The organism is Castellaniella defragrans (genome assembly GCF_014203015.1).
Lineage (GTDB): Bacteria > Pseudomonadota > Gammaproteobacteria > Burkholderiales > Burkholderiaceae_B > Castellaniella > Castellaniella defragrans.
The window spans coordinates 101,968-114,248 of record NZ_JACHIB010000015.1 but is presented as its reverse complement, the minus strand read 5'-3'; the positions used below and the strand labels follow the sequence as shown (position 1 = coordinate 114,248).

12 protein-coding genes are annotated in these 12,281 nt (G+C 70.7%); 4 read left to right on the top strand and 8 right to left on the bottom strand.

Annotation, left to right across the window (positions count from 1 at the left end):
• The first annotated feature begins 33 nt into the window (after nucleotides 1-33).
• The 3 genes from pal (at nucleotide 34) to HNR28_RS13195 (ending at nucleotide 2,123) form a co-directional block, all read left to right on the top strand.
• Nucleotides 34-525, top strand: coding sequence for a peptidoglycan-associated lipoprotein Pal (gene pal / locus HNR28_RS13205; RefSeq protein ID WP_043684750.1), 492 nt, complete (start codon nucleotides 34-36; stop codon nucleotides 523-525).
• A gap of 72 nt (nucleotides 526-597) precedes the next feature.
• Nucleotides 598-1,272 (top strand): tol-pal system protein YbgF, encoded by a 675-nt coding sequence (ybgF, locus tag HNR28_RS13200; RefSeq protein ID WP_043684753.1) that lies wholly within the window; start codon nucleotides 598-600, stop codon nucleotides 1,270-1,272.
• Nucleotides 1,273-1,283: 11 nt separating this feature from the next.
• Nucleotides 1,284-2,123: an alpha/beta fold hydrolase gene (locus HNR28_RS13195; protein WP_151024136.1), complete on the top strand. Its 840-nt coding sequence runs from the start codon at nucleotides 1,284-1,286 to the stop codon at nucleotides 2,121-2,123.
• Nucleotides 2,124-2,163: 40 nt separating this feature from the next.
• On the opposite strand, the gene HNR28_RS13190 is transcribed toward HNR28_RS13195, so the two are convergent.
• Nucleotides 2,164-2,697, bottom strand: a complete 534-nt coding sequence (locus HNR28_RS13190; RefSeq protein ID WP_084330744.1) for a copper chaperone PCu(A)C — start codon at nucleotides 2,695-2,697, stop codon at nucleotides 2,164-2,166.
• A gap of 144 nt (nucleotides 2,698-2,841) precedes the next feature.
• Here HNR28_RS13190 and HNR28_RS13185 point away from each other — a divergent pair, with 144 nt between their 5' ends.
• Nucleotides 2,842-3,315 carry a PaaI family thioesterase gene (locus tag HNR28_RS13185; protein WP_151024135.1) on the top strand — a complete coding sequence of 158 codons (474 nt, stop codon included), beginning with the start codon at nucleotides 2,842-2,844 and terminating at the stop codon, nucleotides 3,313-3,315.
• A 166-nt stretch (nucleotides 3,316-3,481) separates the two neighbouring features.
• Here HNR28_RS13185 and HNR28_RS13180 read toward each other — a convergent pair whose 3' ends face one another.
• The 7 genes from HNR28_RS13180 to HNR28_RS18820 form a co-directional block, all read right to left on the bottom strand.
• Nucleotides 3,482-4,564, bottom strand: a complete 1,083-nt coding sequence (locus tag HNR28_RS13180; protein WP_151024134.1) for a BMP family ABC transporter substrate-binding protein — start codon at nucleotides 4,562-4,564, stop codon at nucleotides 3,482-3,484.
• Between the two features lie 24 nt (nucleotides 4,565-4,588).
• Nucleotides 4,589-5,506, bottom strand: a complete 918-nt coding sequence (locus HNR28_RS13175) for an ABC transporter permease (protein WP_151024133.1) — start codon at nucleotides 5,504-5,506, stop codon at nucleotides 4,589-4,591.
• Nucleotides 5,507-5,510: 4 nt separating this feature from the next.
• Nucleotides 5,511-6,575, bottom strand: a complete 1,065-nt coding sequence (locus HNR28_RS13170) for an ABC transporter permease (protein WP_043687849.1) — start codon at nucleotides 6,573-6,575, stop codon at nucleotides 5,511-5,513.
• Nucleotides 6,568-8,124, bottom strand: a complete 1,557-nt coding sequence (locus tag HNR28_RS13165) for an ABC transporter ATP-binding protein (protein WP_151024132.1) — start codon at nucleotides 8,122-8,124, stop codon at nucleotides 6,568-6,570. The genes HNR28_RS13170 and HNR28_RS13165 overlap by 8 nt, the downstream gene beginning before the upstream one ends.
• Nucleotides 8,125-8,356: 232 nt before the next feature.
• A complete protein-coding gene (gene leuE, locus HNR28_RS13160; protein ID WP_151024131.1) occupies nucleotides 8,357-8,992 on the bottom strand; it encodes a leucine efflux protein LeuE in 636 nt (211 codons plus the stop codon).
• Between the two features lie 41 nt (nucleotides 8,993-9,033).
• Entirely contained in the window at nucleotides 9,034-10,275 is a 1,242-nt protein-coding gene (locus HNR28_RS13155) for an NAD(P)/FAD-dependent oxidoreductase (protein ID WP_151024130.1), read from the bottom strand.
• On the bottom strand, nucleotides 10,275-12,278 hold the full coding sequence (locus HNR28_RS18820) for a LodA/GoxA family CTQ-dependent oxidase (protein WP_151024129.1): 2,004 nt from the start codon (nucleotides 12,276-12,278) through the stop codon (nucleotides 10,275-10,277). The genes HNR28_RS13155 and HNR28_RS18820 overlap by 1 nt, the downstream gene beginning before the upstream one ends.
• Between the last annotated feature and the right edge of the window lie 3 nt (nucleotides 12,279-12,281).

The window sequence follows — 12,281 nt, the reverse complement described above, 5'->3', positions numbered from 1 at the left end:
CGTGTGACTCTTCTTTCTTATAAAGGACATTAAATGAGCTCGCGCATCACCAGGACCCTGACCATCGCCGCCATCGCAGCTTCGCTGGCCGCCTGCAGCTCCGTGCCGCTGGACCAGAACGGCGCAGGCAACGGCTCCGATTCGGCGTCCGCTGGGCAGATCATGGATCCCTTCAATCCGCAAAGCCCGCTCGCGCAACAACGCTCGGTCTACTTCGACTTCGACAGCTACACGGTGCCGGAACAATACCGCAGCGTCGTCGAAATGCATGCCACCTACCTGGCTGGCCACCAGGGCCAGAAGGTCCGCGTGGAAGGCAACACCGACGCCCGCGGCAGCACCGAATATAATCTGGCCCTGGGCCAGCGCCGTTCGGACGCCGTGGCGCGCATGATGACCCTGCTGGGCGTCAACGCCAACCAGATCGAAGCGATCAGCTTCGGCAAGGAACGTCCCAAGGCCCTGGGCAACACCGAAGCCGATTACGCCGAGAACCGCCGCGCCGACATCAACTACCAGCGTTGATCGCCAGCCAGGCAGCGACAGCGCCGTAGCGGCCCCCGCTACGGCGTTTTTCATTGAAGAGACGGAAGACCCATGACCGCAACGACCCATCGCCTGCACGCCCTTCCCGCCGCCATCCTGCTGGCCCTGACGCTGGCGGCGCCCGCCGCCCAGGCCTTTTCCGACGACGAGGCGCGCCGCGCCATCCTGGAATTGCGCACCCAGATCAAGCAGTTGAACGAGCAGAACCAGCAGGCCCGGCTGCAACTGGCCGACCAGATGGATCTGCTGCACCAGGAGATCGCCTCGCTGCGCGGCCGCATCGAAGAACTGAGCCAGCGCGCGCCCTCGGCCGACGCCAATCCCAACGCGCCCCAGACCCCGCAGGCCGGCGACCCGCAGGAGCAGGCCGCCTACGAGGCCGCCGCCGACCTGTACCGCAACGGCCGCTACAAGGAAGCCGCGTCCGGCTTCGCCACCTTCATCCAGTCCTACCCCGACAGCGCCCTGGCGGGCGACGCGCTGTTCTACCTGGGCAGCAGCCAGTACGCCTCCAAGGACTTCAAGAATTCCATCCAGACCATGCAGACGCTGGTGAAGAACCACCCCGACGATCCGCGGGCGCCCGACGCCCTGCTGGTGGTGGCGGCCGACCAGATCGAACTCAACGACATGAAGGGCGCCAAGGCCAGCCTGCAGCGCATCATCAAGGACTACCCCGGCAGCGCGTCGGCCGAGACGGCCAAGAGCCGCCTGAAGCTGCTGTAATCCATCCCGCGATGCCGGCCCCGCGCACCGACCTGCCGCACCACGTCCTCCCCCTGCCCGACGGCCGCCTGCACTACACGCAGGCCGGCGCGGGCATGGGCGTGGATGCGGGCGGGGGTGCGCCGATCCTGCTGATCCACGGCTCGCTGTGCGACTACCGCTACTGGCGCTGGCAGGTCCCGGCCTTCGCCGAAACGCGCCGCGTCATCGCCCCCAGCCTGCGCGGCTGCTGGCCCGAGGCCCAGCCCCACCCGCAGGCGCAATACGCCGTCGAGCGTCACGCCGGCGACCTGGCGCACCTGCTGCGGGCGCTGGGCGCGCACGGCGGCGCGCACGTGGTGGGCCATTCGCGGGGCGCCCAGGTGGCGCTGGCCCTGGCGCTCCAGGCGCCGCAGCTGTGCCGCTCGCTGACGCTGGCCGACCCCGGGTTCCGCTACGCGGACGAGCCCGAGACGCCGGTCTTCTACGCCGACGCCGTCCAGCGGCTGCGGGACGGCGACACCGAAGGCGCGATCGAGCAGTTCATCGACACGGTGAACGGCGCCGACACCTGGCGCAGGATGGTCGGCTGGTTCAAGGACATGGTGCGGGACAACGCCGCGACGCTGCTGTCGCAGGTCCGCGAGGCCAACCTGCCGGTGGATCCGCGGGACGCCGCCGCCCTGTCCTGCCCCGTGCTGCTGGTCGGAGGCGCGCAGAGTCCCGCCAAATACGGCACCCGCCAGGACCGGCTGCAGCAGTTGCTGCCGCAAGCCCGGCGCGCGCGCATCGCCCTGGCCGCCCACGGCATGAACCTGGCCAACCCCCGGGCCTTCAACCGCACGGTCCTGGAGTTCATCGCGCAGGCCTGAGCCGGCCGCGGGCCGGGCCCGCCGGGGGCCGATCCGCGGATCAGTGCTTCATCTGGCCGGCCGCGCCATGCCCGCCCGCGCCCGACATGGCCTTGGGGGACTTGACCTCGCAGGTCGTGGAAAAGCCTTCGCCGTTGGCCAGCGTGAAATCCACCCGCACGGAATCGCCGACCTTCAGCCCTTCGCGGGGCTGCTCCAGCATGAGGTGGTAGCTGCCGGGCTTGAACACCAGGCCCTTGCCCGCCGGGATGTTGACCTGGTGGACCATGGCCATCTTGCTCATGCCGCCGGATTCGGTGGTTTCGTGCAGCATCACCATGCCGTAGTCGGGCGAATGGGCGCCCGTCAGCACGGCGTCTTCCGCGCCCGTGTTGTGCGCCACGAAGAAGCCGCCCGAAGGCGCCGGGGCCGGGATCAGGCGGATCCAGCAATCGGACGCCGTCACCGTGGCGGAGGTCTTGGCCGGCGTGGCGGCGGGGGCGCCGTGCGCGGGCTGCTGGCCATGCCCCCAGGCCGAGGCCGCCAGCAGCAGGCCGGCCGAAATTCCCAGTGTGCGCGTCAAAGTTTTCTTCATTTCACTACCCAATGATGTGGCTCGCAGCCCGCCTGGGCGGTCCTGCGGCGGGGTCGGCCGGAACGCCGGCCGGAGCGGCCGGGCGGCACCCGCCTGACCCGGCCGGGCCAGTGTACTATGGGCTTTTCGACTCTTCTTTGCGCCATGTCCAAGCCGCTCGAAATCGTCGCCGAAACCGGAACTCCCGATGCCGGGGTTGCGCAGGCCCGCATCGGCCTCGATGAATTCCGCGAACTGCTGGACCGGCTGCACCCCTTCGCCGCCGTGCTGGGCATCGAGATCCTGGACATCGGCTACGGCCGGGCCACCCTGCGCCTGCCCCCCAGCCCGGCCAATCAGCGGCTGGGCGGCATCGTGGCCGGGCCGATGCTGATGGGCCTGGCCGATCTGGCCCTGTACGCGGCCGTGGTCGGCGCCACCGGGGTCGCCGAGTCGGTCACCGCCAGCCTGACGATCAATTTCCTGCGGGGCGCGCCGGCCGGCGGGATCATCGCCCGGGCCCGGATCCTGAAAACCGGCCGCATGACGGCCGGCGAAGCCCTGCTGCTGCCCGAAGGCGGCGGCGACCCGGTGGCCCAGGTCGTCAGCACCTGGTCCGTGCCTCGAAAGTCGGGCTAAGAACCCTTTTTGCCGCCGGGCCGCCCCAAGGCAAAAAGCGCCCCCTCGGGGGGATGAACCCGGACGCGGGGCAGTCCCTGCGGACTGGCCTGCGCCTGGCGAATCCGAGCGGCATGCAGGCCGCGAGGTGGATGCAAGCGGCCGCAGGCTGCGCAGCGTGGGGGCTCTAATTCTTCGTCAATTTCCCGACGACGCCTTCGACGTAGTAGTCCATCGCGTTCAGGCCCTTGTCGTCGAGCGCGCCTTCGGCCAGCACCACCTTGCCTTCGTTGGTCTTGATCGGCGCGGCGAAGACGTTCAGGGAGCCGTCGGCGATGGCGTCTTCCTTGGCCTTGAGATCGGCCTTCAGGGCGTCGTCCACGGCCGGGCCGAAGCCTTCGAGGGCGACCATGTCTTCCTTGAAGCCGCCCCAGACCTGGTCGGACTTCCAGGTGCCGTCCAGCATGGCCTGGGCTTCGCGGGTGAAGTACGGCCCCCAATGGTGGGTGACGGCGGCCAGCTGGGCCTTCGGGCCGAACTTCAGCATGTCGGAGTGGTAGGCGATGGCCCACTTGCCGCGTTCCTCGGCCGCCTGCACGGCGGCGGTGGAATCGGTGTGGTGGGTGACGATGTCGGCGCCCTGGTCCAGCAGGGCCAGCGCGGCGTCGCGCTCCTTGCCCGGATCGAACCAGCTGTTGACCATGATGACGCGCACCGTGGCGTCGGGCTTGACGCTGCGCAGGCCGCGCGTGAAGGCGTTGATGCCCTGCAGGACCTCGGGGATCGGGTAGGCGCCGACGTAGCCGACCACGCCGGTCTGGGTCTTGTGCCCGGCCAGGATGCCGGCGACGTAGCGCGCCTGGTAGAAGCGGGCGTTGGTGGTGGCGACGTTGGGCGCGGTCTTGTAGCCGGTGGAGTGGACGAACTTCACGTCCGGGAACTGCTTGGCGACCTTGATGGTCGGGTTCATGTAGCCGAATGAGGTGGTGAAGATCAGCTTGTTGCCCTGCTGGGCCAGGTCGCGGATGACGCGCTCGGCGTCGGCGCCCTCGGGCACGTCCTCGACGTACTGGGTCTTGACCTTGTCGCCCAGCTGCTGCTCCATGTACTTGCGGCCCAGGTCCTGTTGCCAGGACCAGCCGGCCTCGCCCACCGGGCTGACGTAGACGAAACCGATCTTCAGGGGCTCGGCGGCGGCGGGGCCGGCGGCCCAGAGGCAGGCCGCGGCAGTGGCGGCGGCCAGGGTTTGACGAAACAGGCGGGTTTTCATGGGAAGGGTCTCCGTGGACGACGATCAATGATTCGGGTTGAACACGCGCCCGAGCGACGCGGGCATGTTGATGCGGATCCAGTTCACGTTGCGCGAGATCAGGACCAGCACCAGGATGGTGGCCAGGTAGGGCAGCATCGACAGCAGCTGCGAGGCGATCGGCACCCCCAGCGCCTGCATGTGGAAGGTCAGGATGGTGATGCCGCCGAACAGGTAGGCCCCGGCCAGCACCCGCAGCGGGCGCCAGGTGGCGAACGGCGTCAGCGCCAGGGCGATCCAGCCGCGGCCGGCGACCATGTTCTCGACCCACATCGGCGTGTAGACCAGCGACATGAAGGCGCCGGCCAGACCGCAGCAGGCGCCGCCGAACAGCAGCGCCGCCAGGCGGATGCGGCGCACCGGGTAGCCCAGGGCGTGGGCGGATTCGGGGGACTCGCCCACCGCGCGCAGGACCAGGCCGGCGCGCGTGCGGTAGAGGAACCAGCTCAGCCCGACGGCCAGGGCGAGCGCGCCGTAGACCAGCGGATGATGCTGGAACAGGGCCGGCCCGACGAAGGGCAGGCCGGACAGGCCCGGCACCGCCCAGGACGCGGCCTGGATCGTGGCGCCGACGTAGGGCAGGCCGATGGAGGCGGACAGGCCCACGCCGAACAGGGACAGGGCCAGGCCGCAGGCGATCTGGTTGGCCCCCAGCCAGACCACCAGCCAGGCGAACAGGCCGGCCAGCAGGGCGCCGGCCCCGGCGCCGGCGAGGAAGCCCAGCCCCGTGCTGCCCGACTGCACGGTCACGGCGAAGCCCAGGGCCGCCGCCACCAGCATCATGCCTTCCGAACCGAGATTGATGACGCCGGAGCGCTCGTTGACGAGCAGGCCCAGGGCCGCCAGCATCAGGGGGGTGCCGGCGTTCATGGCGGCCGCGATCAGGGGAGCCAGTACGTCCATGGTGTCAGCGCCTCCAGCGCAGGCGTTGGTGGATCAGCACGTCGCAGGCCAGCAGCGAGAACAGCAGGATGCCCTGGAAGATGCCGGTGATGGCGCTGGGCATGCCCAGCCGCGTCTGGGACAGCTCGCCGCCGATGTAGAACAGGGCCATGACGAAGCTGGCGAAGATCACGCCCACGGGATGCAGCCGCCCCACGAAAGCGACGATGATGGCGGCGAAGCCGTAGCCCGGCGAGACCGAGGGCGTGAGCTGGCCGATCGGCCCCATGATTTCACAAGCGCCGGCCACCCCGGCCAGCGCGCCGGAGCCCAGCATGCAGCCCCACAGCGCGCGGCGCGAGGAAAACCCGGCGTAGCGCGCGGCCAGCGGCGCCAGGCCGCCCACCGTCAGGCGGTAGCCGGCGAACAGGCGGGCCAGCAGCAGCCAGGCCGCCAGCGCCGCCGCCAGCGCCAGCCCGAGCCCCAGGTGCAGGCGCGTGCCCGGCCACACCGGCAGCAGGAAGCCGTCGTCGAACAGCCGCGACTGCGGGAAGCCGAAGCCGTCCGGATCGCGCATCACGCCGTGCACCAGGTAGCTGAGCAGGAGCTGCGCGACGTACACCAGCATCAGCGACACGAGGATCTCGTTGGCGTGATAGCGGTCGCGCAGCCAGGCCACCAGCGCCGCCCAGACCGCGCCCCCCAGGGCGCCGGCCAGCAGCGCCAGCGCGATCATCAGCGGCCCGCCCCCGCCGCCCGTCCCGTCGTCGAAGCGCAGGATGAAGGCGCCGGCCACGATCGCGCCGACGACCAGCTGGCCTTCCGCCCCGATGTTGAAGATGTTGGCGCGGAAGCACAGCGCCAGGCCGACCGCGCACAGCAGCAGCGGCGCCATCTTGACGCCGATCTCGGCCCAGCCGTGGCCGCTGGCGAGCGGCTCCACGAAGAAGACGGCCAGGCCCTCCAGGGGCGGCCTGCCCACGGCCAGGAACATGAAGACGCCGCACAGCGCCGTCAGCGCGACCGCCATCAGGGGCGACAGCCACACCATCCGGCGCGACGGCTCGGCGCGGGAGACGAGCTCAAGCATGGACGGCCTCCGCGGCGGCGTGGCCGGCGTCCGGCCCGGCGGCCGCATCGGCCCCGGGCCACAGGCCGCTCATCCACTGGCCGATCCGTTCGCGCGTGGCCTCGGCGCGGGCGATGGGGGGCGACAGCCGCCCCTTGGCCAGGACGACCAGGCGGTCGGACAGCTCGAACAATTCGTCCAGTTCCTCGGAAATCAGCAGGATGGCGCAGCCGGCGTCGCGCAGCGCCAGGAGTTCGCCCCGGATCTGCGCCGCCGCGCCCACGTCCACCCCCCAGGTGGGCTGGGCGACGATCAGCAGGCGGGGCTGGCGCACGACCTCGCGGCCGACGATGTATTTCTGCAGGTTGCCCCCCGACAGGCTGCCGGCCAGCGCCTGCGGGCCGGCAGCCTTGACGTGGAAGCGCTCGATGATGCCGGCCGTGATGCGGCGCACGGCCCCGTCGCGGATCCAGCCGCGCCGCACGGTGTCCGGCCCCTGGTGCGAGAGCAGCAGGTTGCGCGCCAGGGACAGTTCCGGCACGGCGCCGCGCCCCAGGCGTTCCTCGGGCACGAAGGCCATGCCGCGCATGCGCCGCCAGGCCGACGAGCGGTGGCCGACGGGCTGGCCGTCGAACAGGATGCTGTCGCGCGCCGCGCGCCTGTCCTCGCCCGAGAGCGCGCCCATCAATTCCTGCTGGCCGTTGCCGGACACGCCCGCCACGCCCAGGATCTCGCCCGCGTGCAGGTCCAGGTCGATGCCCGCCAGCGGCGTGGCGAAGGGATGCGCGCGCGGCAGGTCCAGGCCGCGCAGCCGCAGCAGCACCGGCCCGGCCGCCCGCGCCCGGTGCTCGTGCACCGGCAGGTCGGCGCCGATCATCAGGCGCGACAGGCTGGCCTCGGTTTCCTGGCGCGGGTCGCAGACCCCGGTCACCCGGCCGGCGCGCATCACCGTGCAGCGATGGCACAAGGCGCGGATCTCGTCGAGCTTGTGGCTGATGTACAGGATGCTGCAGCCTTCGGCCGCCAGCTGGCGCAGGACCTCGAACAGGCGCAGCACGGCCTGCGGCGTGAGCACCGAGGTCGGCTCGTCCAGGATCAGCAGGCGCGGCTTGCCCAGCAGGGCGCGCACGATCTCCACGCGCTGGCGCTCGCCCACCGACAGGGTGTGGACGTGGCGGCGCGGCTCGACGTCCAGGCCGTATTGCGCCGCCGTGGCGGCGATGCGGGTTTCGAGGGCCCGCATGTCGGTGTCCGGCGGCAGGCCCAGGGCGATGTTCTCGGCCACCGTCAGGGTGTCGAACAGGGAGAAATGCTGGAACACCATGCCCAGGCCCAGGGCCCGCGCCGCCGCCGGATTGGCGATCCGCACTTCCTGGCCGTCCCAGTGGACCGTGCCCTCGTCCGGGCGGACCACGCCGTAGATGATCTTCATCAGGGTCGATTTGCCGGCGCCGTTCTCGCCCAGGATGGCGTGGATCTCGCCGGGCTCGACGGTCAGGTCGACCGCGTCGTTGGCCCGGACGGCCGGGTAGGCTTTGCTGATGTTTCGTAAGGCCAGTCGCGGTGGCATGCAGGCATCCTGTTTGAATCGTTCGTGAAACACCCGGGATGCGAAAAATTCTACTCAGGATGCGCAAGCCCACCTAAAGGGGATAAACCCCTAGCCTGAGAGGGCAAGCGCGATCCGCCACCGCAACGCCAGAGGGGCGACGGGCGGATGACACCGGTACATCACTCGATATGAATGATCGGTATTATTGCACGATGATGAGGCCCCGTGCCGAAGGCGGCGCCGGGATGTTTCAGGCCTCGAAGGCCATGCGTCCGGCGAACCACAGGAACAGCAGGCCGACCATTCCGCTGCCCGCGCGCGCCAGGCCCTGGCGGCGCCGGAACGCCGCCGCCAGGCGCGCGCCGCCGAAGATCAGGACGGACAGGTACAGCAGGCTGCAGGTCTGCAGGATCGCGGCCAGGATGAGGAAGGACAGGGCCGGATGCGGATAGGCCGGATCCACGAACTGCACGAAGAACGACAGCAGGAACAGGATCGCCTTGGGATTGAGCAGGCTGAGCAGCAGGGCCTTGCGGAACGGGCTGCCCGGACCGCCGGAAATCGTGTGCGCCTGGGCCGGGCCCGGGCGCCAGGCCGACATCAGCAGCCGGACCCCCAGGTACGTCAGGTAGACCGCTCCGGCGGCCTTCAGGGCGAAGAACACCATGGGCAGCAGCCGCAGCACCGAGGCCGCGCCGGCGGCCGTCAGGGTCATCAGGATGGAATCGCCGACGAACACGCCCAGGGCGGCCTGGTAGCCGGCCCGCACGCCGCGCCCGGCGCCGGTCGCCAGGACGAACAGGGAATTGGGCCCCGGCAGCAGCACGATGAAAATGGTGCCGGCCAGATAGGTCCAGACATTCAGGACGCCGTATTGAGACAGCATGATGGGGTTCGCCCGGGCCTGCGGCACCCGGCCTTTTCGGTTCAGACAGGCGTCATTGTATCGGCACGGACGGGATCCCAGGCGGCCGCATCCCGCCGGCGCCGCCAGAAGGGCGCGTCGCGCCAGCGCGGCTGGCTCGCATAGTAGAAGCCGAGCTGTGTTCGATAGGTTTCCCAGGCGCGCGCCTGCCGCTGCGCATACTGGCGCAGCTGGCGGGCGCGCTCGTCCGCCGCGCGGCCGCCGTCCTCCCGGCCTTCCTGGAGCAGGTCATGCGCCGCGTGCCCGGCCTGGCTGCCGGTGTCCAGCGCCTTCCAGATGCCCTGCGAAGACAGGGGATCGTACGCCTGCGCCGCATCGCCGGCGGCCAGCCAGCCCTCGCCGCAGAACGCGTCCAGGCGCTGGCTGTGCGCGGGCGCCCCGCGCACGGGGCCGCGGGCGGCGTAGGCGCGGTCGCGCAGCAGGGGCCCCAGCAGCACGGAGTCCCGCAGCAGGCGGTCGAAGCCCGCGGCGCTGGCGGCATCCCTGGCCGCCGGGGTGTCGCGGTCGCCATGGAACACCACCAGGCGCCTGGATCCGGCGCCGGCGGCGTGCAGGCGGTTGCTGTACCACCAGCCCTGCGGCCCGGCCTCGATGCGCGTGAGGCGGTCCTCGTCGGCGAGCGGGCTGTCGTACCAGCGGGCATAGGCGAACAGCCGGTCCAGCCTGGCATGGCCCACGCCCAGGGCGCGGCCCACGGCGGCCTGCCGGCCCGAGCAATCCAGCAGGAAGCGCGCCCGGCAGCGGCGCTGCCCGCCAGCCACCGCCACGGTCGCCAGCCAGTCCGCCGATCCGTCCGCCGCGCGCGCGCACGAGACGAAGCGCGCGCCCGTCAGCAGGGTGGCGCCCATGCGCGCCGCGCGCCGCCGCAGGGCCTCGTCGAAGGCGACGCGATCCACGCACAGGCCGTGGCCGGCCGGCGTGAAGAAGAAATCCGTCGTCTGCGGCGCGGCATCGGCCCAGACCGAGAGATTGCCGGCCGTCCGGAAGAACGCCAGGTCGCCGGGAAAGGACTCGGGCTCGCCGAGGAAATGCCGCACCAGCCCCAGCGCCCCCGGCGCGATCGACTCGCCCAGCTTGAAGCCGTGCGCCACGCTGCGATCCAGCAGCAGGACGCGCCGGCCGAAGCCGGACAGCACCATGGCGGCGGCGCTGCCGGCCGGCCCCGCGCCGACGATGATGACGTCCCAGGCGGCCTCGGGACCGGCGCCGCCATCGCTTTCGGGCCCGGGCAGGCCGGCCGGCATCAGCCGCCCTGCTTGGCGGGCGGACGATCCAGGGCGGGGTCGCGCTGCTGTTCGACGAATACGATCTCGCCGTTGTCGTGCACGACGCCGCCGTCGGGGCCCTTCAGCGGCAGCACCATGCCGAGCTTGGGCCAGGCATACACCATCTGGTCGTAGCCGTCCTCGGAGGACAGGGGCTCGCCCTGCTCGTCGTAGCCGCGGAACCATTCTCGGTGGGTGCGGGACTGGTCCTTGGGATCGTACTGGAAGACGACGTCCGGCCTTTGCGTCGGCCACCAGGCCGTGTTGCACGACCAGAAGTCCCCGTGCCAGGGGCTGGACATGTAGGCGCTGAGCTCGCCGGGCTCGATATCGCTGGCCACCCGGAACGGCGCCGCGAATTTTTCCCGGTAGATCACCAGATAGGGGAATTCGATGCCGGGATGGAAGCCCCCGCCGATGGTGGGCTCCACCGCGGCGGCATCCAGGGCATGCGGCTGCTCCTGCAGCGGCAGGCGGTCGAGGGGCACGGGCTCCTGCGGCGTGCCGGTCTCGAAATCGCCGTCCGCCCACGCTTTCAGGTGGCGCAGCTGCCAGTCGGTCAGGCTGAGGAACTGGTTGGGGAAGTGGTCGCCCAGCTGCTGGTTCTGCAGCGGCTTGCCCCCGGTGCCCCAGAGCTTCGGCATCTTGCGGTCGTCGACCTCGACGGCGAATTTCGGATCCTTCCAGCTGGTGGGGCGCTGCGGCGGCGCCGGCAGCAGGGAATCCACCAGGCGGCCGTTGGGGCCGGAGGCGTGGCGCATGAAGCCATAGATGCGCTGACGCAGCGGCTTCATCGTTTCGCCGGGATCGGCCAGCGCGGCGACGTAGCCCGGGCTCAGGAGATTGCCCGGCTGCCTGGGGCCGTGCGCCAGGTCCTTGGTGTGCGCCTCGACTCCCGCCGCTTCCGCGCTGACCCAGCCGTAATTGACGGCCTTGGCGAAGAGCGGATGGATGTCGCGGTAGAAGACGGTCTTTTTTCCCCGGTGCGGATAGGCTTCGGGGAACGCCTCGTAGATGCGGTCCAGGATGGACACCACGTGGAGCATGTGCGGTGCGTACTTGGGCGGCGCGGTGATGATCCAGGCGCCCTGCGCCGGATTGCGCCGGCCCTCGTCCTCGGCCTTGCTCACGCCGTCGCGCGTGCTGAGGACGGTGCCGTCCTTCAGGGTGACGGTGACGTCGATTTCGCCCCCGCAGGTGTCGTCCCACCAGCCGGGAATGTTGAAGTAGGCGAACTGGTTCGTCAGCGGGTCCGTGCCGCCCCGGGGACCGTTGGGCGCGTCGTGGAATTCGCTGGGGTTGGACAGGGCCACGCGGGGCGTGGTGACGCATCCGCCCTTGCCGGGCGAGGCCACGAACAGCAGGCGGCCCGCCTCGTCCAGCCGCAGCTGGCCGAGCTCGATGTCGTGCGCCGCCTGGTAGGTGACCTCGACTTCCTTGGAGATGTCTTTCGGCACGAAGCCTTCGTAGCGCAGTTCGCCGGGCAGCGTGCCCTTTTCGACGCCCGTGAACACGCTGCCCTTCAGGACGACCGGCTGCGCCTGGCCCGTCGAGAGGGTCTGCACGCCCGGATCGATGATGAGCTGGGTGCGTTCGCGCGGCTTGAGGCCGGGCTGGATGCCCGGGTTGCGCAGCTTGTCGGGGTCGAACAGGTAGGCGCCCTGGAAGGCGTAGTTGGCCGCCTTCATGTTGCGCACGTGCACCCGCCAGCGCATGGACCGGACCTCGCCCGAACCGGCGGAGAGCTCGCCGATCACGGCGCCCGCCTCGTCGTAGGCATACACGCGGTAGCGTTGCGCCTGGCGCTTCAGGCGCTGGGCGCCGTCGCGGTACGCGCCGCCTTCCGGGCCGGGGCCGCCCTGCCCGCCCGGATCGGGCACGATGCCGGGCGCCTCGGGACCGATGAAGAATTCGTCGCTGTCGCCCATGCGGGCCAGGCCGATGCCTGGATGAATGCGGATGCTCTTGATGGCTGCTGTCACGCG

Bases quoted from the DNA above. Each gene is read 5' to 3' on its own strand.
- pal (WP_043684750.1), top strand. From the start codon at position 34: ATGAGCTCGCGCATCACCAGGACCCTGACCATCGCCGCCATCGCAGCT.
- ybgF (WP_043684753.1), top strand. From the start codon at position 598: ATGACCGCAACGACCCATCGCCTGCACGCCCTTCCCGCCGCCATCCTG.
- HNR28_RS13195 (WP_151024136.1), top strand. From the start codon at position 1,284: ATGCCGGCCCCGCGCACCGACCTGCCGCACCACGTCCTCCCCCTGCCC.
- HNR28_RS13190 (WP_084330744.1), bottom strand. From the start codon at position 2,697: ATGAAGAAAACTTTGACGCGCACACTGGGAATTTCGGCCGGCCTGCTG.
- HNR28_RS13185 (WP_151024135.1), top strand. From the start codon at position 2,842: ATGTCCAAGCCGCTCGAAATCGTCGCCGAAACCGGAACTCCCGATGCC.
- HNR28_RS13180 (WP_151024134.1), bottom strand. From the start codon at position 4,564: ATGAAAACCCGCCTGTTTCGTCAAACCCTGGCCGCCGCCACTGCCGCG.
- HNR28_RS13175 (WP_151024133.1), bottom strand. From the start codon at position 5,506: ATGGACGTACTGGCTCCCCTGATCGCGGCCGCCATGAACGCCGGCACC.
- HNR28_RS13170 (WP_043687849.1), bottom strand. From the start codon at position 6,575: ATGCTTGAGCTCGTCTCCCGCGCCGAGCCGTCGCGCCGGATGGTGTGG.
- HNR28_RS13165 (WP_151024132.1), bottom strand. From the start codon at position 8,124: ATGCCACCGCGACTGGCCTTACGAAACATCAGCAAAGCCTACCCGGCC.
- leuE (WP_151024131.1), bottom strand. From the start codon at position 8,992: ATGCTGTCTCAATACGGCGTCCTGAATGTCTGGACCTATCTGGCCGGC.
- HNR28_RS13155 (WP_151024130.1), bottom strand. From the start codon at position 10,275: ATGCCGGCCGGCCTGCCCGGGCCCGAAAGCGATGGCGGCGCCGGTCCC.